The following is a 21,074-nucleotide window of genomic DNA, read 5'->3' as shown; positions in this document are numbered from 1 at the left end:
AATCTCTCCTTCATCTACGGTCGTGCGCAAGCAATCTGATGTTTCGTCACCCTCAACTCCCCTCCAGCCGCCAGCGCGGCGGACCGCTCCCGTCCCCCACCCGGAGAACGACCTTCCGCGGCAGGGCCGCGTCGTGGAACGGGGACTCGTTGGAGTCCATCTGGTATCCGGCGGTGTTGAGGTAGGCCAGGTGGTCGCCGCGGCGGACGGGCCGCGGGAAGCCGATCTTGCGCCAGGTCAGCAGGTCGCCCTCCAGGCACGTGGACCCGGCGACACAGGCGGGGAACACCTCTCCGGACACGCCGCCCCCGCTGCCCTCGCCGTCCCCGCCGTCCCCGCCGGGCAGCAGCACCGGATCAGGCGCGTACTCGCTGTTGAACCACTGCTCGGAGAGGCTGAAACTGCTTCCGGCGACGGTGACGACCGCGTACCCGTCACCCTCCCGCCGGTCGTCCACCTGCTGGACGCGGTACAGCGTGAAACCGGCCTGGTCCAGCAGCGCCCGGCCCGGCTCGACGAGGAAGCGGACGCCGCTGCGCCCCGCCTTCGCCGCCAGGCTCCCGCCGCCGCCGACCGGGTGCGCCATGATCGCCCGTACCGTCTGCGCGGCGGTCGGACCGCCGTACGGGTAGAAGCGGCCCGCGAAGTCCTTGGCCTGGTGGTAGTGGGCCGGCTCGTCCTGCCGCAGGAACGCCTCCCACAGCGGCGGTTCGACGTAGCGGACCGGCAGCCCGCCGCCGATGTCCACCAGCTCCGCAGAGGGCGAGCCGCGCCGCCGGGCGGCGAGGCAGTGCCCGATCATCTCGTCGGCGGCGAGGGCGCGTTCGGCCGCGTCGTAGCCGTTGAGGTGGAAGGAGAACCCGCGCAGGCGCACGTGCGGGGCGAGTTCGGCGCAGAGCCCGACGGCGGCGTCGAGCCCGGCGGCCGGCAGCCCGAACCGGCTGGCCGCCTGTCCGGCCGTCCGGGCCCGCAGCAGCACGTCGACCGGCCGCCGGACCAGCCGCGCGGCCGCAGCCAGCCGGCGGAGCTCGCCGGCCGAGTCGACGGCGACGAGGCAGCCGTGCTGCACGGCGAGCGCGTGCAGGGCGTCGTCCTTCTCGGGCCCGGAGATCCCGATCCGGTGCCCGGGCACCCCGCCGGCCAGCGCCTTGACGAGCTCGGGCGCACTGGCCACGTCGACCCCGATCCCGAGGCCCGCCGCCGAGGCGACGAAGCAGTCGGCCTTGTTCGCCTTCTTGGCGAACAGGATCCCGGCATCGGCCCCCGCCCCGGCAAAGGCCTCGCGGAGCGCGGCGACGTTCTCCTCGAACACCTCGGGCAGCACGAAGTGCACCGGAGCCCCCGACCCGCCCAGCCCGTCGAGCAGTTCGACGAGCAGGGCGCGGTGCTCCGCCAGGAGCAGGGAGACGGAGGGATGCCGGATCGCGGCAAGCGGAAAGGGCCGGACCCCGGCCGTCGGGGGGTCCAGCAGCTGTCGTGAGATGAGCACACGGCATTCTTATACGAAGATGACACTCATTTTCAATAGAGGGCGGGAAGCGGCCCTTCCCTACCAGGACAAATAGGCAGGAAGAGCCGCTACCTGCTGGCCGGCGGCCAGATCAGGCCATCGGGACGGTCATCCCACAGCAGGAACAGGGCGGCGAGGTGAATCGAGCCAGGCGCGCTCCCCCTCGCCGTCCACGGTCAGGCCGAACCGCTTGAATCCGGGGCGGCCGTGCGCGTCCCACCAGGTGAACGCCGCCTCGGTCTCGTCCCAGAGCCGCCGGGGCCCGGCCTGTACCACCTCGAAGGTGCCGACTCCCGGTGCGTAGTCGGCAGAGGCCCAGGACCGGCCGTCGCCGCCGTACGTCCACAGCGTGTACGCACCGTCCTCATACCGTTCCACGGTCCAGAACGCCGACGCCATCTGGACCCCGATGGCGAATTGCGCCAGCCACCCCCCGACATCAGCGGGCGACAGGGCCGTCCTGCTCCTGTCACCGTCGGCCGGCCACGCCTGCCCCTTCAGATAGGAGCCGTGCGGAGGTCGGCTGGGGCGCTGCTGCCGGAGGCGCATGAACGCACTGGAGCGCGTGAACCGCCCCCTCGCGGAGTCACCGTCCACGGTGAGCCGCACGACGGCTTCCCCTCCGTAGGGCGTCCCCCACGGGGCTACGATCAGCCCACCCGTCCGCGTCTGTTCGATCCAGGCTCGGGGGACCTCCCCGATGGAGCAGGTGGCCTCCACCCGGTCGTACGGCGCCCCCTGCGCGTAGCCGAGCCGCCCGTCCCCGACGACGACCAGCGGCGACAGGCCTGCTTCCCGGTGGTTCTCCCGCGCCCCTTTCGCAACCTCCGCGTCGCACTCGATGGAGACAACGTTCTCCGCACCCAGGCGGTGAGCGAGGAGGGCGGAGTTCCACCCGGTTCCCGTGCCGATCTCAAGGACCCTGTGCCCGTCCTCCACGTCGAGGTCGGCCAGCATCGAGAACACCATGTGGGGCTGCGAACTGGAACTGGAGGGCATCGTGCCCAGGTCGTCCCCGGCGTGACTCCCGTCGTCCCACTGCGTGGTGAGCGGGATGTCCGAGTACACCGCAGTGAACCACGCGTCCGGATCCTGGGCGCGGTCCACCACGGGGTGCTGCCGGGTGCCGTCCGCGACGCCGGGCCAGATGCGTCCGGGGACGAACAGGTGCCTGGGGACGGCCCCGAAGGCCGGCAGCCAGTCGGCGTTCAGCGCGCCCGAGAGGGCGAGCGCGGAGGCGAGCCCCGAGGGGCCCGCCTCCTCCCTGCGCGTAGTCATCCGACCCTACTTCGCGGGGCCGGAGCCGTCGGAGGAGTTGCCGCCGCTCGTTTCAGAGCCGCCGCCCCCGTGCCCGCGCCCGCTGCTCCCGTCGTCCTGCTGACTGCCGCCCTGACCGCTGCCGGTACCGCCGCCGTGCTTGGGCATCCGGTGCTCCTTCACTGGTGATGGTGCGGATTTCTGCAGGGTGCCGACGCGCCCCGCAGCCACCACGTTAGACAGAGCAGCAGGCAGGGCCCGAGGCGATTGCACGAGATTGCACACCAGTCACCGGAGGGCCTCCATCGCCGATGTGATCAGCGCACGGGCAGCAGCCCCGTACACCGCCAGGGCCGCCAGTTCCGCGAACGCCTCGGCGTACATCGCCACCTCGCCGGGCTGCGTCAGCGTGAGGTATCCGGAGATCAACTCGACGTTGACCTGGGTGTTGTCGTAGATCCAGAACCCCTCCGCCGGCCACCGCTCCCGGTCCGGCCCCATGGGCACGACTCCCAAGCTGATGTTGGGGAGTGTGGAGACGGTGATCAGGTGGCCGAGCTGCCCGGACATGACCCCGGCACCGCCGACCCCCGTGCGCAGCACCGACTCCTCGACCAGGAACGCAAACCGCCGGCCGCGCTCGCCGAGCACCTGCTGACGCTCCATGCGGGCGGCAACCGCTTCGGCCACGTCGTCCACGAGCCCGCGCCGTCGCTGGATCGCGCGCAGGGCCGCGGTCGTATAGGGCTGCGTCTGGATCATGCCGGGCACGAGCCATGAGGAGTACGAACGGAAACGGCGGGTCCGCTGGTAGAGCGGAAGGCGGGCCTCCTGCGCCTGTTTGAGCCCTGCCCGCTCCATGCGCCGCCAGCCGATCCACATCCCCTCGGCCGTCCGGAGCATGGCGATCAGGTCCTCGGTCTGCCCTTCAGCACCACATGCAGCGCACCATGCCCGGATGTCCTCGGCGGACGGGGGCGTGCGACCGTTCATGATCCGGGACGACTTCGACCGGCTCCATGCGCACCGCTCGGCGAGGTCGGCTCCGGTCAGCCCGGCATCCCGGCAGAGCTCCGCAAGCCTATCCGCGAGAGCCTGCCGGGCCTGCCGGGCACTTGACGATGGAGAGACGGCCATGGGTTCGGTTTCAGCCGGGCCGGTACTCCGCGTGGGGAACGGCCCGCTCCCACGCGGCCTCGTACGCACGGGCGTACTGCGCGGCCAGCGCCGTGTCGTGAACCACTTCCATACGCCGGCCGGTCCACTGGCCGTCACCGCTGAAGTGGTGCAGGATCACGGTCTCCTCGTCCATGACCCACCCGTCCAGAGCGGGGAGCAGCAGGCCGCGCGCCTGCGCGCGAGGGAGCCACCGCACCTCCTCGCCTGCCGCGACGTTGGTGAACGTGCCGTCGTACTCGTAGCGGACGTAATCGCTCAGAGGCTCCGAGACGACGCGCAGCCGACGCATGACCACACCGCGTCCCACCGTCTCGGCCACCACGTCCAGCCACGTGCGCCACCAGGATTCCCGATCGGCCGGGTCGTACCGGTGCCCTTCCTGCCAGCGGATGAACTCGGGATCGTCCCGCATGTAGCTGTCCCGCATCTCCAGGTGCATCGCCGAGCGCTGCACCTTCGCGAGGCATTCACGTACCGCTGTCACCACCGCTGTCCTCACTGTCCGGCCGGGGGATGAACTGGACCATGTTGGCAGGCAATCGGATCACGGTCTCGTGAGCCGGTACCTCCGTGGAGTGCCCAGGCACCGAGCCGACCTCCTGAGCCCGCCGAACCGTCTCCTCGTCCGCCTTCCACGACTGGATGATCAGGTCTCCGGTCTCCTCCTCCAGCCAGATGGTGGGAGAGCCGTCGTCGGGAGTGTTGGGCCAAATGCCCAGAAACCTCAAGGCCATCGGGCGCTCCTGTACGGAGTCGGTTGCACGGACTTACACGAGCGTCATGCTTCCGGGCCATAGGCACAAGAGCACCGGCTTCCGCTCAGGCGGAGTTCCCGCCTTCGGGACCGGCGGGGGTGCGGAGCCAGACCGATTCGGCGGGGTCGAACTCCGTGGTGGTCATGGTGGGGGCGCGGTAGCCGAAGCCGCAGATGGCCAGGGGGCCTTCGGACAGGGGGTCCAGGCCGAAGGCGCGTTCGGTGTCGACCTCGTTGATCGCCGAGGTCACGAAGGCGCCGAGGCCCAGTTCGGTGGCGCTGAGGTAGAGGGTCTGGGAGAGGTGGCCGCTGTCGAGGACCAGGGCGCGGTAGGCCTTGGCGTGGTGGCGGTACTTCCAGAAGCTGCGGGCGTAGCGCGGGACGAGGACCGCCAGGACGGGGGCGTTGGAGAACCAGTGCTGGCCGGCCAGGGTGCGGCGGGCGAGCTGTTCGAGGGGTTCGTCCGGGGCGGGCAGGGGCTCCAGGGCGTGGTCGACCGCGTGGTAGTGGTACAGGCCGGGGGCGAGGCCGTCGACGTTCTGGACGATGAGGTAGGCCTCGGTGGGGTGGAGGCCGCCTCCGGAGGGCGTGTTCTTCTTCAGGAAGACGGTGTCCTCGTCGATCCGCACCTGGGACTGGGCGGCGAAGACGCGCTGGAGCACGTGGGCGCACAGGGCCAGCGGGAGGGGCCGCCCGCCGTCGAAGTTGCGGCAGGTCGCGCGCCGCGCCAGCATCGCGTCGAACGCGTTGCCGTCGGTGCGGGGCAGCGGCACCCGGTCCGGGGCGCTGCGGAGCCCGGGGGCGTGCGGGGGCGGCGGTCCGAGGGTGCGCCGCAGGTCGGCCGCGGTGGCCATCTCGTTGGCCTCCATGCTGGCGACGCTGTCCAGGCCCTCCCAGCGGGCCAGCCGGTGCATCATCGCCGCGGGCGGCCACCAGTACCCGGCGCGCAGCGCCTCGTCGCGTTCGCGGTGGGCCCGGTGGCCCTCGTCCCCGCCGTCGGCGAGGACCAGGCCGGCGCCGAGGAGGCCGGGCAGCAGGGCCGCGTCCCCGGGCGGCAGGGAGTCGGCCGACTGCCATGCGGTGGGGCTGAGACGCCCGAGCAACTCACGCTGCTGCGGCTGCACTTCGACCTCGGCGTCGAGGTGCGCGGCCAGGGCCAGCCAGCGGCGCGTGCGGCTCAGGCCGGCGCCTCCGGCCAGGAGGGAGGACAGGTCGAACTCCACGTCCTCGCGGGGCTCCAGGAACAGCACGGCACAGCGGCGGATGCGCATCGGGGTCCGTTCGGCGGAGGCGGATCCGGAGTCGGGATCCGGTGTCGACGGCGCCACGGAGAGGTTCCCGTGCCACCCGGCGGTCGGCTAAGGTTTTTATCATGCAGACTCGGTTAGCGGGGCAAGAAGTACTGCGAGAACCGCGCATTCCGGCCCACGCCGTCGACCGGCTGCTCGCACTGCTGAGCACGGACGACCGCTTCCGCCGACTGTTCACCGAGAACCGCCACGCGGCCCTGGCCGAGGCCGGCTGCGGGCTGTCCGAGGAACAGCTGCGCGCACAGACGCCGTTGACCTGCCTGGCCGTCGAGCGGCTGGCGGGCAAGGAGGAGATCGCCGCCGCCCGCGCCGAGCTGCGCACACACCTGCTGGCCGAGGCGGCGTACAGCAATCCGCACGCCTTCGAGGCCGGGGCCATGCACGCCGTACTGCGCCGGGGCACAGGCAACATAGGCAGGCAGCACAGGCCGCACAGGCCGCACGGCACTGCTGACACACACGTCGCTCTTCGCCACTCTTCGTCCGGGGGGACACCATGCAGGAACACACTCTTCAGGCAGAGGCCGTGCCGCCCGTCGGGCAGGAGGGCGCGAAGCTGCGGATTCCGGCGCCGGTCGTCGACCGGCTGCTCGATCTGCTCGCCACCGACGACGGGTTCCGCGAGCTGTTCACGGCCGACCGCCACGCGGCGCTGGTACGGGCCGGCTACGAGATGTCCGCGGACGAGCTGCGCGCCGGATCGCCGTTCTTCTGCCTGGTCGTCGACCAGTTGGCGGGGAAGGCGGAGATCGCCGCGGCCCGCGACCAGCTGCGCGGCTACCTGCTGGCCCACGGGACGCACACGGTCGTGTTCGCCCTGGGCACGGACTCGCTGCCGGCGGTGCTGCGCGCCGGCTGACCGGCTGCCGGGGGGGGCTCAGCCGCGTACTCGGGCACACGCCCGACCGGGCCCGGGTACGCGGCTGAGCCTGGCCCACCCGCAGCCGCTGGCCGGCACCGGGGTTCCGGTGCCGGCCAGCGGGCGTACGGGCGGGCGCTGCGCCGGGGTCAGCGGCGCAGTTTCAGGGCGTGTACGCCTCCGTCGACCGTGCCCGCGTAGAGGGTGCGGCCGTCGGGGGCGGCGGCGAGCTGCGTGGTGTCGGTGTTCTGGAGGCCGCTGGACACGTTGTGCCACGTGCGGCCGTCGTCCGTGCTGCGCAGGACTCCGCGGCCGCCCTGGACGAGCCCGGAGGCCCGGGATCCGGTGGTGGCGGCGTAGAGCGAGCGGCCGACCCGCAGCAGGTCGGAGACGTGCAGGGCGAGCGGCCCGGTGTCGGCGGTGCGGAAGGTCCGGCCGCCGTCGGTGCTGATGCGGACGGACGAGCCGCCGACGATCAGGCGCCGGCCGTCCAGCTCGATCGCGGTGGCGGGGCCGTCCGCGACCCTGGTCTTGGTGACTCCGCCGTCGTCCGAGCGGTAGAGGCCGGAGGAGTTGCCGAGCCAGACGCGCTTCGGGTTGCGCGGGTCGCCGGCCATGGCGTCGAAGGACCGCTGGTGGTAGAGGTTCTTCCAGGTCCTCCCGCCGTCGGTGGTGGCGAAGATCCCGTCGCCGAGGATGCTCCGGAAGCTCACGGAGACCCGGTTCGGGTCCGCCGGGTGGACGAGGATCGAGGTCGGTACCTCCGCCGAGGTGCCCTTCACCTTCCAGGTGCGGCCGGAGTCGGCGCTGCGGGAGATCTCGAAGAGGCCGGTCGCGGTGCGCCGGATCTGCCAGACGACCCTGCTGTCGTGCGGCGAGACGGCGATGTGCGAGGTGAAGCGGCCGGTCATGCCCTCCCCGCCGGACTGGCCCCATTCGGGGCGGGCGACGGGGATCGCGGTGCGGTAGGTGCCGCTGACCGTTCCGGCGAGGAGCTGGCCGCCGCTGGCGGCGAGGGCGTAGGCGGTCAGGCCCTGGACGCCGATCCTGCGGTAGCCGGTGCCGTCGGCCGCGCCGCGGTAGAGGCCGTCCTGCTCGCTGGACACGGTCACCGAACCGTCGGCCCAGCGGTCGTAGTCCATCGCGACGGCGGCCTTCGAGGGGGCGGGCACGGGCTTCCAGGTGCGGCCGTGGTCGCGGCTGACCTGTGCGGCGCCGAACAGCGCGCGCAGGTACAGGTCGCCGCCGGAGGCGGTCAGTCCGTTCCCGCCCGTGGGCAGGTCGAGCAGGGTGGTCCAGGTGCGGCCCTTGTCGTACGAGCCGCGGATGCCCGTACCGGGGACGTAGGCGACGACGACGGTGGAGTCGGCCGCCATCCCGCGGACGGTGTCGACCGGCTCGTCGAGGACGAGGTGCGCCGGGCCGGGGTCGCGCTTGCCGACCCCGTCCATCCGCCAGACCTGGTCGAAGGTGGCGAGGTACAGGGTGCCGCCGACGAGGGAGGCCTCCCGGATCGCACCGCTCACGCCGGTGGGGTACGTCGTCCAGTGCTCCCCCGCGTCCGTGCTGACCAGCAGGCTGCCGCCGGTGAGCACGGCGAGGGTGCGGGTCTGCTCGTCCGCGGTGAACGCCGCGATGTGCGCGTCGGGCACGCCGAGCTTGCGCCAGGTGCGGCCGTTGTCGTCGGTCCGCAGGACGGTGCCGCGGCGGGTGGGGTCGCCCGCGGTGTTCACGGCGTACCACCAGCGGTCGGCGCGGCGGGCGTCGACGACGACCGCCCCGGTGCCGTTGCCGTCGGCGACGGGCAGCCGGCCGACCTGGCGCCAGGTGGCGCCGCCGTCGGTGGTCAGCCAGGGGGCGGCCTTGCGGAACTGCGTCACGACGGCCTGCTTCGGCCGGGCGGGCGTCAGCGCGAGGTGGCCGGCCTCGCTGTGGGGGCCGACGGGCTGCCAGCGGTCGCCGCGGGTGCCGACGGGGGTGACCTCGAAGGCGCCGCTGCCGGTGAGCGTCCGGCCGTCGGTGGTGGTGGCCCGGACGGCGAGGCGGTAGGCGCCGGCGGCCCTGCCGGTGACGTCGGCCTGGTAGTAGCCGGCGCCGTTCATGGTGGTGGGCAGGGTGAAGGGCTTGCCGTGCGGGGGTGTGACCTCGACCTTCGGGGGCGCGTTCAGCGCGGCCGGGGCGGCGACGTGCACGGTGGAGCGGCCGTCGCTCGGGTCGGGCGAGGCCTGGACGGCCAGGTGCCGGACGGCGAGCAGGTACGGGATGCGCAGGGCCGGGCCGCGGTCGGGGGTGGCCGTGATGCGGCCGCTGATCTCGGTGTCGGCGGCCGGGCGGGCGGCGCGCAGGGTGACGGTCGCGGTGGCGGAGCCGCCTGCGGGGACGGTGATCCGGCGCGGGGACACGGTGGTGGGGCCGCTGGTGGTGAGGGTGGTGGTCAGCGGCTTCCGGCCGGGGTTGGCCAGCCGTACCTTCGCGGTGGCGCCGACGGTCCTGTGCGCCAGGTCGGCGAGGCCGAAGGACACGGTCGACGGGGAGGCGGCGAGGGTGGCCGAAGCTGCGGCGGCCGCGTCGAGCCGGCCGCTGCCCTGGACCGCCGGGCCGGTGCCGGGGAGCGGCTTGGCCGTGCCGACGAGTGCGGAGCGGATCGCGTCGGGGCGCTGGTCCGGGCGCAGTTGGCGCAGCAGGGCGGCGGCTCCGGCCACGTGCGGGCTGGCCATCGAGGTGCCGGACATGCGGTAGACGCCGGGGGCGTACATCGAGGTGGGGATCGCGGAGAGGATCTCCACACCGGGTGCGACCAGGTCGGGCTTGAGGCCGTGGCGGGTGCCGGGGCCGCGCGAGGAGAAGGAGGCGATCTCGTCGGTGGAGTCGGTGCCGCGCAGGGTCACGGACACCTTGCCGGCGGCGAGTTCGCGGCTGAGCTGGGCGTACTGGGTGGTGTCGATGCCCATGACGACCAGGCGGTCCATGCGCAGGGAGTCGCCGGAGGCGGAGCCGCGGGTGAAGTCGGGTCGGGCCGGGGTCGGTTGGGCCTGGACGGTGCCGGGGGTGCCCGCGGATCCCGGTTGGGGGGCCGTACCGCCGTCGGGGGCCGTACGCGCCGTGGCGGGGCCGGTGCCCCGGGTGCCCGCGAGGACGGGGCCGGAGTGGGCGGGGAGGCCGCCGAGCACGGCGAGCGCGCCGCGCCTCTCGGCCTCGCGGGCCCAGTCGAGGTCGTACTGGCTGAGGACGTCCGCGGTGGGCGGGACGAGCAGGTCGGCCCGCAGGATCTTGCCGCGTACGTCGCCCACGCGCGCCCAGTCCTCGGGGGTGCCCGCGCCGACGTCGACGAGCGGGGCGGTGACGGGCTTGCGGGGCGGGTTCGCGGAGAGGATGCCGCGGTAGGTCTGGATCAGCTCGGGCTCGCGGCCCGCCAGGTACGCGCTGGGGACCCGCAGTCCGCTGGTGGAGGCGCCGACCGCGATGACCCCCTCGGCCGAGGCCGGGGTGCTGATGGTGCCGGCGCCGGGGCCGTCGTTGCCGGCGGCGGCCACGACGACCACTCCGGCGCGTACGGCGGCGGTGGCGGCGCGGCCCAGCGGGTCGGTGCCGTCGCCGGGTCCGCCGAGGCTCATGTTGACGACGTCGGCGGGGTGCGGGTTGGCCGGGTCGGCCGCCGCCTCGATGCCGGCGATGATGTCGGAGGTGTAGCCGCTGCCGTCGGCGCCGGTGACCTTGTAGGCGAGCAGGCGGGCGTCGGGGGCCATGCCGGTGACCCCGCCCTTCGCGGCCGCCTTCCCCGCGATGATGCCGGCGACGTGGGTGCCGTGGCCGTTGTCGTCCATCGGGTCGCCGTCGCCGTTGGCGAAGTCGAAGCCGCCGACGACCTTGTGCCCCTTGCCGAAACCGCCGCCGAGGTCGGGGTGGCCGTAGTCCACGCCGCTGTCCAGGACGGCGACGACCGTGCCGCGGCCGGTGGCCCCCGCCCCGGACGGGTCCTTGCGCTTCCAGACCTCGGGCGCGCCGGTCAGGGGGACGCTGGTGGCCGTGCGCACCTGGATGCGGGTGTCGGGCCGGACCGCGGCGACCCCCGGCAGCGCGGCCAGGCGCGCCGTCTCGGAGGCGGGCACGGTCAGGGCCACGGCGTTGAGGAGCAGGCCCAGCCTGCGGGGTGCGGAGGGGTGCAGTCCGGCGCTGCGCGCCGAGGCGAGGAAGGTGTTCTGACGGGCCGTCAGAGTGCGTCGGGCCTCGCCGACGGCGGAGGCGGTGGCGGCGGCCGAGGCGCTGCCGGGGGCGGTGCGGGAGGCGGTGAGCGAGCCGCCGGGGGCGGCCGCGACGGCGGCGGCGCCGGAGAGTTCGACGATGACCCGCTGGTCGGGGTCGGCGGACGCGGCGCCGGCCGTGGCGGTCGCGGTGGCGTTGCCGGGCAGCGCGGTGAGCGTCCCGGCGAGCGCGACGGTGGTGACCGTGACTGCCGCCAGGCGCCGGGTACTTCGTGGGTTCTTGGCCATGGGGAAAAGTCCTAGCGCCGGAGTCACTCTCCGTACAAGCGATCTTGGCGGCCTCTTGCTGCCGCTGGCACAAGTGGGCCAGTATCCGCATATGACGCACGAACTCACCGCGGCAGGCATCGATCCGTTCGACGAGAGCGTGTACCGGGCGGTGCTGACGCGGCGTTCGGCGGCGCCGGGGGAGCTCGCGGCCGACCTGGGCTGCTCCCCGCACCGCGCCGCCCGCGCGCTGGACCGGCTGCACGACCACGGACTCGTGGGGCGGCTGGCGGGGGTCCGCCGCCGGTACGCGGCGATCGAGCCGGGGGCCGCGGTCGAGTCCCTCGTACGGCACCGGTCCGCGGAGCTGGACCGGGTGCGGTCGGCCGCGGGCGAGCTGGCCCGGCTCTTCGCGGCGGCCCAGTCCGGGACCGGCGGGGAGGCGGAGGTGGAGATCGCCACCGGCCGCGAGGCGCTCGGCCGGTGGTTCGTCCGGCTCCAGCAGGAGGCGCGCGAGGAGGTCATGACCCTGGACCGGCCGCCGTACGCGCTGACCACCGCGAACCCGGTCGAGAGCACGGCGCTGGGGCGGGGCGTGCGCTACCGGGCGGTGTACGCGCCCGAGGCGCTGGAGTGGCCGGGGGTGCTGGAGGACATCCGGGGGCTCGTGCGCCACGGCGAGCAGGCGCGGGTGATGCCGGGGCTGCGCATCAAACTGGCCATCGCGGACCGGCGGTTGGCGCTGATGCCGCTGTCCCTGGACCTGGACGGCGTACGCGCCGCGGTCATCCGCCCGTCCTGCCTGCTGGACGCCCTCACCGACTACTGGGAACTGTGCTGGAAGCAGGCCCTGCCGCTCGACGCCCCCGCCGGGGACCCGCTCGGCGAGGAGGACCGCATGGTGCTCACCCTGCTGGTCAGCGGCCTCAAGGACGAGGCGATAGCCCGCCAGCTCGGCTGGTCGGTCCGCACGATGCGCCGCCGCATGAGCCGCCTGAACGACCTCCTGGGCGCGGTGAACCGCTTCCAGGCGGGGGTGATCGCGGCACGGCGGGGGTGGATCTGACCCGGCGGCCGGGGACGGCGGAAGGCGGACGGTCGGCGGGCTGCGGGCTGGGGCGGCGGGCTGCCCCGTCAGCGGACGATCTTGAAGCCGAAGAGCGGGGTGCCCAGGGCGCGGCGGGCGTCGATCCACATGCGGAGCATCATCTCGGTGGCGCGGGCCGTGCGGATCCCGCCGAGGTCGAGGACGTCCTCCCAGCCGAGCGAGCGCAGCAGGGCGCCGACCCTGGCCTTGGCCTCGGCGTCGTCGCCGCTCAGGAACACCGTGTGGTCCGGGCCCGCGGCCCCGGGGTCGGTCATCACCGGTGCGGCAAGGGTGTTGAGGGTCTTCACCACGAGGGCGCCGGGCAGGGCGCGCTGGAGCGCCTCACCGAGGCTGTCCGTGTTGGCGGGGTCGAGGACGCCGCCCGGCTGCGACCAGTCGTACGGGCTGGACACGTCCATCAGCACCTGCCCGGCCAGCCCCTCCGCGAACGGCGCGAGCGCCGCCACGCAGACCGGCCCCGAGAGCGCGTTGACGACGAGACCGGACGCCTCGGCCCCGGCGACGGCCTCCCCGAAGGAGACCAGCCGCACCTGCGGATACCGCCCGGCCAGCTCCCGGTACCCGGAGTTGCCCGCAAGGGTCGCCTCCGGATCCCGCGTCCCGACGAGCACCTCGTGCCCCCGTGCGAGGAGGGCCGGGGCGAGGTACTGGCAGACCTCACCGGTACCGAGGATGACGATCTTCATGGGGCGGGTCCCGCTTTCGGTCGTGGAGGGGCGGTGGGGTGGCCGGGTCAGGCCGGGTGTACGAAACGGTGGACGCTGAAGGACGTGCGGCTGTCGGGCTCGATGCGCGCCGAGTCGATCCGGTAGGTCCCGGCGGGGAGTGCGAGCGCAGTTCCGTCCGTGAGCACGCCGACCCCGGTGCCGGGGTACGCGGCATCGAACATGACGAGCTCGCCCGTGGTGCTCAGTACGGGCCCCTCCTCCCACACGGCGGCCGCAAGCCCGGCCCGGATGAGGTCGGCAACGCCGTCCTCGCTCTCCGCGTAGCCCCAACGCACGAGGGCCAGACAGTCGGGAAGGTAGGCCGTGGCGAGGGGTTCGTCTCCGAGGACGAGCGCCTGGGACCCGTCGGACAGGGTGAGGACGCCGACGGGGTCCGCCACCTCGCAGGCGCGGTCGTAGTCGGCCGCCGTGCCCGACCAGTGCGGCAGCGAGGCACGCGCCACCACGGCGAACGGGCCGCCTCCGGACTCCAGCCACACCAGCGCCATACAACCCCCTCCAAGATCACGACGTGTCCTCGGCAGCGTACGCGGCCGGTCGGACACGCCCCTCTCGGCGGAGGCGGGGCACCGTGCCGTGCACGAGGCACGCCAGTCAGCGCGAGCACGGCCCCGACCAGGGAGTTTCCACTCCGGAGCCGGTACTGCCGCACTCGGCCGCCGCGCTCCGCGGCCCGAGGTCCTGGTCCCGAAGTCGGAGCGGAAACGGGCCCGTGGACCGAGCAGGCGGACCGGGCTGCGCTACCGGGCCGGCCTCGGCGCGAAGGCCCGCGTCGGGGCAGCGCCGCTGCTCCGGCCGTGCCTTCCCGAGCTGGCTGCCGCCGGGCTCATCCCGGCGGCAGCAGCCGCCGGCTAACGGGCCGCGTAGGCGGCCTGCACCTCGTCGGCGCGATCGGTCCACCAGTTCAGCAGTGCCTCGTCCGTCAGGAACATCTCGCCGAAGGCGGGGTCCTGGCGGTCGAGGTAGAACTCCAGCTGCCAGAAGTCGGTCAGCCGCTTCCACCACAGCCGCTTCACCGCGTCGGCGAGGTCGCCCTCGGGCAGGTCGATCACGGACCGGTACCCGGAGCAGAACGCCGCGACACGGTCGAGGTCGAAGACACCACCGACCCCGAACTGCACCTGCGCGGTCCGCGCGACCTCCTCCCCGTACGGACGGACACCGAGCCGGTCCCAGTCCAGTACCGCCACCACCCGGCCGTCGCGGCGCAGCAGGTTGCGGTACTGGAAGTCGCCGTGCGTCCACCCGTACGGCCCGGCCGGCACCTCGCCCTCCGGTCGGGCATCGGCGTACCGGGCGAGGAGGCCTCGGCGGCCGTGCAGGGCCTCGCCGGCGGCCTTGTCCAAGTCGGTGACCGGATCGGCCGGAAGGCGGCTCGCGAGAGCGGCGGCGGCCCGGTCGGCCTCGGCCGCATCACGGACCTTCGCAACCGGTACCTGCTCCGGGACCGGGCCGGGCCCATGCCGTCGCAGGCCCTCGTGCAGGCGGCCCAGGAGAGCACCGAGATCGCGGACCTGGCCGAGCGGGAGGTCCGTCCCCTGAACGTGCTCACCGTCCACCCACGGCAGGACGCAGTAGCCGTGACCACCGACCTCCACCACCAGGTCGCCACCGGCGTCGAAAAGCGGTGCCGGCACGGGAATGCCCTCCCGGGCCAGGTCCACGAGGACCGCGAGGTTTCTGCGGGCCTTCGGCAGCGGCACGTCGGTGATGTCCTTGAGCGCGTACACCCCCGTAGCCGTCACGAGCCGCCAGTTCCGGTTCATCAGGCCATGAGGAAGAAACCTCTGATCACTCACCGAGCCCAGCCCGAACGCTGCCGAGAGGGCGGGCAGTGCTTCCGACAGAGCATCTTCTCGATTCGTATCCGTCACCCCCGGCACGGTACGCCGACACCGAATCCCGCACTCGGATTCGTCACCCGCATTCCCACGCAAGGGCGTTCAGGGTTCGATGAGGCCGGATCGGATCGCGTAGCGGGTGAGTTCGAGGCGGTCCTTCAGGCCCAGTTTGTGGAGGAGGTTGGCGCGGTGGCGTTCCACCGTCTTGGCGCTGATGACCAGGACGTCGGCGATCTCCTTCGACGTGTGGCCCTCCGCGACGAGTTTGAGGACCTCCTCCTCGCGGTCGGTGATCGTGCGGGTGCCGCCGCGGTCGGCCCCGTGGTCGAGGAAGTTGCGGATGAGGGCGTTGACGGCGCCCGGGTAGAGGAAGGGTTCGTCGCGCATGGCGGCGCGGCAGGCCTCGACCAGGTCCCGGTCGGCGACCGACTTCAGGACGTAGCCGGCCGCCCCGGCCTTGAGGGCCTCGAAGAAGTACTGCTCGTTGTCGTACATCGTCAGGAAGAGGATCCGCAGGTCCGGGCGGAGCCGGGAGAGCTCGCGGGCCGCCTGGAGTCCGGTGAGGCGGGGCATGGCGATGTCGAGGACGACGAGGTCGGGCTCCTCGGCCAGCGCCGTGCCGACCGCCTCGGCGCCGTCGCCCGCCTCGGCGACGACCGTCAGGCCGGGCTCGCCGTCGAGGATGAGCCGGACGCCGCGGCGGACGAGGGCGTGGTCGTCGGCGAGCAGGATCCGGGCGGGGGTGGGGGTGGGGGTGGGGGTGGGCATGGGGGGACGGCCTCCTCGGGTGCGGGCCGGCCGCCGTGCGGGGGTCTCGGCTGCTGTACGGGTGGGCCGGCCGGCCGCGTACGGGGGGCGGCCGCAGTGCGGCGCGGGTGGGCGCATCGGATCCTGACCGTCGCCGGTGCGCCGTACGTCAAGGGTGGGGGCGGGGGTACGGGCGTGTCCATCGGGGTCGGCACCCATTTCGGGCCCGCCGGGCCGCCTACACGTCGTACCGCCCCGGATATGGGTGCCGGTGCCGATGGCAGCCCCGGCGGGCGGCATGTGACGGTGGCAGCCAAGCCTGACCGCCCACCGCCCGCACCCCGGCAGGAGGCGCCATGGCCGCGACCGACGACAGGACGCTGCGCGAACTCGCGGCGGGGACGGCCCGGACCGACCCCCGGTACGTACGCGGTCTGAGCCGGGGACGCCCCCGGCGGCCGCGGGAGTACCGGCGCGGCAGGGCCTGGGCCCTGCTGGCCGCCGCCCTCGCGGTGCTCGCCGCGGGGCTGGTACTGCCGCACGGGCTGCTGCTCGCGGCGGGGCTGGTGATGGCGGGCGAGGCGGCCGTCCTGCTCGATCCGCACCCCCGCCGCGGGGAGCGCGGCTGACGGCGCCCGGGACGGGAGGGCCACAGCGACAACAGGCAGCTGCAAGCGAAGAGTTCGAGCGACGAAGCGACCACCGGTGTCCGTGCGGATCCCCCGCGGACCCCCGTACGAAGGAGGACCCATCCGCCCGCGTCCGCGCAGACGACCCGCCCCCGGCCCGCCGACGAGAGTGGTGCTCCATGGGACACGCTGACACCCTGCTCGCCATGGGCGGCGCCTTCCTGGCCGCCGCGTTCCTCGCCCGCCTCGGCAGGCGGATCGGCCTGCCGACCATCCCGCTGTTCATGCTGGCCGGGATCCTGCTCGGGCCGCACACCCCGGGGCCGGTGGTGGTGCAGGACGCGCACGACTTCGAGATGCTCTCCGCACTCGGGCTGGTGCTGCTCCTGTTCTGCCTGGGCCTGGAGTTCCACCTCGACGACCTCCGCAGCGGCGGCAGGCGCCTGCTGACGGCCGGCGGGGTATACCTGCTGCTGAACGTGGGCGCGGGCCTGGCCTTCGGCTTCGCGCTGGGCTGGGGGGCGCGCGAGGCACTGGTGCTCGCCGGTGTCATGGGGATCTCCTCCTCCGCGATCGTCACCAAGATCCTCATCGACCTCGGCCGGATCTCGCACCCGCAGACGCGGCTGATCCTCGGCGTGATCGTGGTCGAGGACATCTTCCTGGCCCTCTACCTGGCCGCGCTCCATCCGGTGATCAGCGGGGCCGAGGGCGCCGGCGAGATGGTCCTGCAGGCGGCGAAGGCGTTCGCGTTCCTGCTGGCACTGGCCGCGGCCGCGCGCTACGGCACCCGGCTGACGGGCCGTCTGATCGCGGTCCGAGAGAACGAGTTGCTGGTGATCAGCTTCCTCGGCGCCGCCGTCTTCGTGGCGGGCGTGTCCGAACTCCTCGGCGTCGCCGACGCGATCGGGGCGTTCATGGTCGGCCTGATCTTCGCGGGCACCCCGTCGGGACCGCGGATCCGCGCACTGGTGCACCCGCTGCGCGACGCCTTCGCGGCGATCTTCTTCTTCGCGTTCGGGCTGTCCATCGACCCGGGCAACATCGCGTCCGTGGCCGTACCGGTCGCGGTCGCCGCGGCCCTGACGATCGGGATGAACATCGGCGCGGGTCTGCTCGTCGCCCGCCTGTACGGGTACGGTCCCGGGCCCGCCGCCGATATCGCCACCACCCTGCTGGCCCGCGGGGAGTTCGCCCTGATCCTGGCCGCGATGGCCGCGGGCGCCGGGCTCGACGGCCGGCTCACCCCCTTCATCGCCGGGTACGTGCTGGTCCTCGCCGTCCTGGGTCCCGTGGTCGCCGGCCGCGCCCACCTCCTGGCCCGCGCCCTGGCCGCCGCCCGCGGCGCCTTCCCCGGCCGCACCGGCGGAGAGGCCCGTACGCCACCACAGGACGGCGACCGCTCCGACGCAGCCGCGGACACCGCCCCGGAACCGTCCGCACCGGCCCTCGCACGGGGCTCCGCGGGACGCGCCGGGCACGGACCGGGGACCCGGGGTTAGGGCTGGCTGAAGCTGCGGCTCGTACCAGGGCAGGAGCGGCGAGGCCCGGGGGCCGCCCCGGGCCCGCCCCGCCCGTCCTGCGCGTCCCGCCCGTCCGGTCGGCGGCCCCCGGCTACGCAGGACGGCGGGGCTCGGCCGCCGGGACGGCCCTGGCCGCCTCCGCGAGCGCGCCGGCCGCGGCCTCGGCGGCCTCCGCCGCGTCGTCGGCGGCCCGGGTCTCGGGGTCGTCCCCGGCGCGGGCCCGGGTCGCCGGGGAGCGGGGCTGCGGCTCGGTGAAGGCCCGGGCCACGCCCTGCAGGGCGGCCGTGAGCTCGGCGGGGACCACCCACATCGTGCTGCCTTCGCTCTGGGCGATCCGGGGCAGCGCCTGGAGGTACTGGTAGGCGAGGAGACCCGGGTCGGGGTCGTTGCGGTGCACCGCCTGGAAGACCTCGTCGATGGCCCGCGACTGCCCTTCGGCGCGCAGGATCTCCGCCGTCCGGTCGCCTTCCGCACGGAGCACCGCGGCCTGCTTGTCGCCCTCGGCGGTGAGGATCTGCGACTGCCGCTGCCCCTCGGCCGAGAGGATCGCGGCCCGCTTGTCGCGCTCGGCCCGCATCTGCTTCTGCATCGCTTCCTTGATCGTCTGCGGCGGGTCGATGGCCTTGATCTCCACGCGGTTCACGCGCAGGCCCCATTTGCCCGTGGCCTCGTCCAGGACCCCGCGCAGCTGGCTGTTGATGGTGTCGCGCGAGGTGAGGGTGCGCTCCAGGTCCATGGAGCCGACCACGTTGCGCAGGGTGGTCACGGTGAGCTGCTCGACGGCCTGGAGGAAGCTCGCGATCTCGTACGAGGCCGCCCGGGGGTCGGTGACCTGGAAGTAGAGGACGCTGTCGATCTCCACGACGAGGTTGTCCTCGGTGATGACCGGCTGCGGTTTGAAGGAGACGACCTGCTCACGGAGGTCGATCTCCGGGTACACGCGGTCGACGTACGGGATGACGAGGTTGAGGCCCGGGTTGAGGGTGCGGTGGTAGCGGCCCAGCCTCTCGACGTTCCGGGCCCGGGACTGGGGCACGATGCGCACGGCGCGGACCACCGTGAAGACGGCGAGGAACGCGACGACCAGGGCGGCGACGAGCAGGGCGTCCATGCTCACTCCCGTGGGTAGACGACGGCGGTGCTGCCCCTGATCTCCATGACGTCCACGGCCGTGCCCGGCGGGATGACCAGCGTCTCGTCGTACGGGCGCGCGGTCCACTCCTCGCCGCCGAGACGGACCAGTCCGGCCGTCGCCGACACCTCCGACAGGACGTACGCGCCCTGTCCGACGAGGGCGTCGACTCCGAAGCGGGCCCGCGCAGGGGCAGCGAGGTGGCGGCGGACGAGGGGTCTGGCGAACACGAGGCCGAGGGCGGCCAGGACGGCGAACACCAGGCACTGCACGGGGGCGGGCAGACCCGCCGCCGCGGGAACCGCGGTCAGCGCGGCGGCCAGCCCCAGGAGCCCCAGGGCCGCGGTCAGCGTCAGGAGCTCGGCCACCCCGAGGGCTGCGGCCGCGATCAGCCAGATGTGCCAGGCCTCCACTCGTCCCTCCTGCGGCGCTCGGGACGGCACCTCCGGGCGATAGGCGCCTTTGCTAGGTTTTGCCCCCTTCTGGGGCCCCGCAACCGGTGGAGGTGCCGGGAGCAGGCCGTGGCCGAGGTGGCTGCGGCCCGGACGGGTCCCGCCCCCGTCGCGGAGCCGCTGCGGCCCGCTCCCGCATACTCCCCGCGCCCTCCGGTGCCGCGCACCCGCACGCGGCCGGTCGCGGCAGCTCGGCGGCTCCGCGCGGGCGGGGCAGCGACGGCGGGGGTATGGCGGGCCGGGGCCTACCGCACCTCCTCCTCCAGCCAGTCCGGAGTGCGGAAGCCTCCGCCGCCGTACATGGGGAGGGCCACCGACTCTCCGTAGCGGGCGAGCTGGGCCCAGGGGCGGTTGAGGCCCGCGGAGCCGTAGCGCCGTACGCGGGTGACGGTGTCCAGGTCGAGGACGTCGACGAGGACCTCCTCGCCGGGGCCGGCCTGCTGGCGGACCGTGCCCTCGGGGTCGACCACGGTGCTCTGACCGACCCCGGCCGGGTCGGCCGCGTTGACGTTGACGACGTAGACCTGGTTGGTCCAGGCGTTGGCGCGGGCGCAGACCAGTTCCATCTCGCGGTCGCGGGTGGGGGTGAGGGTGGGCTGGATGATGATCTCGGCTCCCAGCCAGGCCAGTTGGCGGGCCGTCTCCGGGAAGGAGCCGTCGTAGCAGACGGCCAGGCCCACCCGGCCGGCGCCGGGGACGTCGAAGACGGTGAACTCGCTGCCGGGGGCCGTCTTCTCGTACGGCTGCCAGGGGAAGACCTTGCGGTAGCGGGCCGCGATGACGCCCTCCGGGGAGACCGCGAGGGCCGTGTTGTGGATCCGTCCGTCGGCGGCCCGCTCGTACACGCTGCCCGGGACCAGCCACAGGCCGGTCTCGACGGCCAGGGCGCAGAGCCGGTCGGTGAGCGGGCCCGGGATGGTGACGGCGGTCCGCTCCATCCAGTCTTCGGGGGCGGGCTGGAGGAGGGGGCCTTCGGCGGCGAGGAGCAGTTCGGGTACGGCGACGAGCTGGACGTGGGGGAAGAGGGCCCGGGTGGTGCGGACCTGGTCGGCGAAGCGCTGCCACGTCGCTTCGGGGTCGTGGGGTACGGGGGCGGTCTGGACGGCGGCGATGGCGAGCGTGCGCATGGGCGGGCTTCAGTCCTCGATGGGGGTGGGGGTGGTGGGGGCAGGGAGGAGGCCGGCCGTGGTCCGGCGGCCGGTGGCGGTGCGGAAGAAGGGGTGGTAGCGGGTGCGGGCGGCGGTCAGGGCCAGGGCTCCGGCGGCGAGGGAGCCGGCGCCGAGCAGGAAGACCCCGCCGATGCCGTGGAAGGAGGTGCTGCCGTAGTCCGGGGCGTACATGTCGTGGGCGCTGCGGGCGAAGGCGGCGAGCATCATGAGCCCGCCGAGCAGGGGCAGGACCCCGCGCAGCAGGAGGTCGCGGGGCGAGTGGCGCAGCCGGGCGCGGAAGTACCAGACGCAGGCCAGGGCCGTGGAGCCGTATTGACTTCCGCTCCCCGCCCTAAAGGACGGGGATTCCTACCACGGTCGTCTGACCGTCTCGGTGGGTTCCTGTTTCTCCGCGCTGCGCCGGGATG

20 protein-coding genes and 1 pseudogene are annotated in these 21,074 nt (G+C 73.7%); 5 read left to right on the top strand and 16 right to left on the bottom strand.

What is annotated here, in order from left to right:
- Positions 1 to 52: 52 nt before the first annotated feature.
- From ACZ7JZ_RS13465 to ACZ7JZ_RS13435, 7 genes are all read right to left on the bottom strand, one after another.
- On the bottom strand, positions 53 to 1,489 hold the full coding sequence (locus tag ACZ7JZ_RS13465; protein ID WP_470937547.1) for an alanine racemase: 1,437 nt from the start codon (positions 1,487 to 1,489) through the stop codon (positions 53 to 55).
- 129 nt (positions 1,490 to 1,618) lie between these two features.
- A complete protein-coding gene (locus ACZ7JZ_RS13460; protein ID WP_470937544.1) occupies positions 1,619 to 2,788 on the bottom strand; it encodes a methyltransferase domain-containing protein in 1,170 nt (389 codons plus the stop codon).
- 6 nt (positions 2,789 to 2,794) lie between these two features.
- Positions 2,795 to 2,935 carry a hypothetical protein gene (locus ACZ7JZ_RS13455; protein ID WP_470937541.1) on the bottom strand — a complete coding sequence of 47 codons (141 nt, stop codon included), beginning with the start codon at positions 2,933 to 2,935 and terminating at the stop codon, positions 2,795 to 2,797.
- A gap of 120 nt (positions 2,936 to 3,055) precedes the next feature.
- Positions 3,056 to 3,904 (bottom strand): helix-turn-helix domain-containing protein, encoded by an 849-nt coding sequence (locus ACZ7JZ_RS13450; protein ID WP_470937538.1) that lies wholly within the window; start codon positions 3,902 to 3,904, stop codon positions 3,056 to 3,058.
- Positions 3,905 to 3,914: 10 nt separating this feature from the next.
- Positions 3,915 to 4,433 (bottom strand): DUF6879 family protein, encoded by a 519-nt coding sequence (locus ACZ7JZ_RS13445; RefSeq protein ID WP_470937535.1) that lies wholly within the window; start codon positions 4,431 to 4,433, stop codon positions 3,915 to 3,917.
- Positions 4,414 to 4,680: a hypothetical protein gene (locus ACZ7JZ_RS13440; protein WP_470937533.1), complete on the bottom strand. Its 267-nt coding sequence runs from the start codon at positions 4,678 to 4,680 to the stop codon at positions 4,414 to 4,416. Before ACZ7JZ_RS13440 ends, ACZ7JZ_RS13445 begins: the two co-directional genes overlap by 20 nt.
- An 85-nt stretch (positions 4,681 to 4,765) precedes the next feature.
- Positions 4,766 to 6,028: a putative peptide maturation dehydrogenase gene (locus tag ACZ7JZ_RS13435; protein WP_470937530.1), complete on the bottom strand. Its 1,263-nt coding sequence runs from the start codon at positions 6,026 to 6,028 to the stop codon at positions 4,766 to 4,768.
- A 44-nt stretch (positions 6,029 to 6,072) separates the two neighbouring features.
- Between ACZ7JZ_RS13435 and ACZ7JZ_RS13430 the strand changes: the two are divergent.
- Positions 6,073 to 6,324 (top strand): annotated as a pseudogene (locus tag ACZ7JZ_RS13430) (NHLP-related RiPP peptide); the annotation flags it as partial.
- Between the two features lie 182 nt (positions 6,325 to 6,506).
- A complete protein-coding gene (locus ACZ7JZ_RS13425; RefSeq protein ID WP_470937527.1) occupies positions 6,507 to 6,869 on the top strand; it encodes an NHLP-related RiPP peptide in 363 nt (120 codons plus the stop codon).
- Positions 6,870 to 7,018: 149 nt separating this feature from the next.
- Here the strand turns inward: ACZ7JZ_RS13425 and ACZ7JZ_RS13420 are convergent, their stop codons facing one another.
- Entirely contained in the window at positions 7,019 to 11,359 is a 4,341-nt protein-coding gene (locus tag ACZ7JZ_RS13420) for a S8 family serine peptidase (protein ID WP_470937524.1), read from the bottom strand.
- A 91-nt stretch (positions 11,360 to 11,450) separates the two neighbouring features.
- Between ACZ7JZ_RS13420 and ACZ7JZ_RS13415 the strand changes: the two genes are divergently transcribed.
- Positions 11,451 to 12,404, top strand: a complete 954-nt coding sequence (locus tag ACZ7JZ_RS13415) for a helix-turn-helix domain-containing protein (protein ID WP_470937521.1) — start codon at positions 11,451 to 11,453, stop codon at positions 12,402 to 12,404.
- 68 nt (positions 12,405 to 12,472) lie between these two features.
- On the opposite strand, the gene ACZ7JZ_RS13410 is transcribed toward ACZ7JZ_RS13415, so the two are convergent.
- The 4 genes from ACZ7JZ_RS13410 to ACZ7JZ_RS13395 all read right to left on the bottom strand — a co-directional run bounded on the left by ACZ7JZ_RS13410 (position 12,473) and on the right by ACZ7JZ_RS13395 (position 15,783).
- On the bottom strand, positions 12,473 to 13,132 hold the full coding sequence (locus ACZ7JZ_RS13410; protein WP_470937518.1) for an NADPH-dependent F420 reductase: 660 nt from the start codon (positions 13,130 to 13,132) through the stop codon (positions 12,473 to 12,475).
- 47 nt (positions 13,133 to 13,179) lie between these two features.
- Positions 13,180 to 13,662 carry an Imm21 family immunity protein gene (locus ACZ7JZ_RS13405; protein WP_470937515.1) on the bottom strand — a complete coding sequence of 161 codons (483 nt, stop codon included), beginning with the start codon at positions 13,660 to 13,662 and terminating at the stop codon, positions 13,180 to 13,182.
- 363 nt (positions 13,663 to 14,025) lie between these two features.
- On the bottom strand, positions 14,026 to 15,057 hold the full coding sequence (locus tag ACZ7JZ_RS13400) for a phosphotransferase (protein WP_470937512.1): 1,032 nt from the start codon (positions 15,055 to 15,057) through the stop codon (positions 14,026 to 14,028).
- Between the two features lie 60 nt (positions 15,058 to 15,117).
- A complete protein-coding gene (locus tag ACZ7JZ_RS13395; RefSeq protein WP_470937510.1) occupies positions 15,118 to 15,783 on the bottom strand; it encodes a response regulator transcription factor in 666 nt (221 codons plus the stop codon).
- Between the two features lie 335 nt (positions 15,784 to 16,118).
- Between ACZ7JZ_RS13395 and ACZ7JZ_RS13390 the strand changes: the two genes are divergently transcribed.
- Together ACZ7JZ_RS13390 and ACZ7JZ_RS13385 are read left to right on the top strand one after the other, a co-directional pair.
- Positions 16,119 to 16,391: a DUF3040 domain-containing protein gene (locus tag ACZ7JZ_RS13390; RefSeq protein ID WP_470937507.1), complete on the top strand. Its 273-nt coding sequence runs from the start codon at positions 16,119 to 16,121 to the stop codon at positions 16,389 to 16,391.
- A gap of 179 nt (positions 16,392 to 16,570) precedes the next feature.
- A complete protein-coding gene (locus ACZ7JZ_RS13385) occupies positions 16,571 to 17,893 on the top strand; it encodes a cation:proton antiporter (RefSeq protein ID WP_470937504.1) in 1,323 nt (440 codons plus the stop codon).
- A 112-nt stretch (positions 17,894 to 18,005) separates the two neighbouring features.
- Here ACZ7JZ_RS13385 and ACZ7JZ_RS13380 read toward each other — a convergent pair whose 3' ends face one another.
- The 4 genes from ACZ7JZ_RS13380 to ACZ7JZ_RS13365 all read right to left on the bottom strand — a co-directional run bounded on the left by ACZ7JZ_RS13380 (position 18,006) and on the right by ACZ7JZ_RS13365 (position 20,874).
- Positions 18,006 to 19,025, bottom strand: coding sequence for an SPFH domain-containing protein (locus tag ACZ7JZ_RS13380; RefSeq protein WP_470937501.1), 1,020 nt, complete (start codon positions 19,023 to 19,025; stop codon positions 18,006 to 18,008).
- 2 nt (positions 19,026 to 19,027) lie between these two features.
- Positions 19,028 to 19,459 (bottom strand): NfeD family protein, encoded by a 432-nt coding sequence (locus ACZ7JZ_RS13375; protein WP_470937498.1) that lies wholly within the window; start codon positions 19,457 to 19,459, stop codon positions 19,028 to 19,030.
- A gap of 284 nt (positions 19,460 to 19,743) precedes the next feature.
- Positions 19,744 to 20,625, bottom strand: coding sequence for a carbon-nitrogen hydrolase family protein (locus tag ACZ7JZ_RS13370; RefSeq protein WP_470937495.1), 882 nt, complete (start codon positions 20,623 to 20,625; stop codon positions 19,744 to 19,746).
- A 9-nt stretch (positions 20,626 to 20,634) separates the two neighbouring features.
- Positions 20,635 to 20,874: a hypothetical protein gene (locus ACZ7JZ_RS13365; RefSeq protein ID WP_470937493.1), complete on the bottom strand. Its 240-nt coding sequence runs from the start codon at positions 20,872 to 20,874 to the stop codon at positions 20,635 to 20,637.
- Between the last annotated feature and the right edge of the window lie 200 nt (positions 20,875 to 21,074).

The sequence above is a fragment of the Streptomyces sp. NPDC038213 genome, assembly GCF_055600495.1.
The sequence above is the reverse complement of the archived record's forward strand: the minus strand, read 5'-3'. Positions and strand labels throughout refer to the sequence as shown.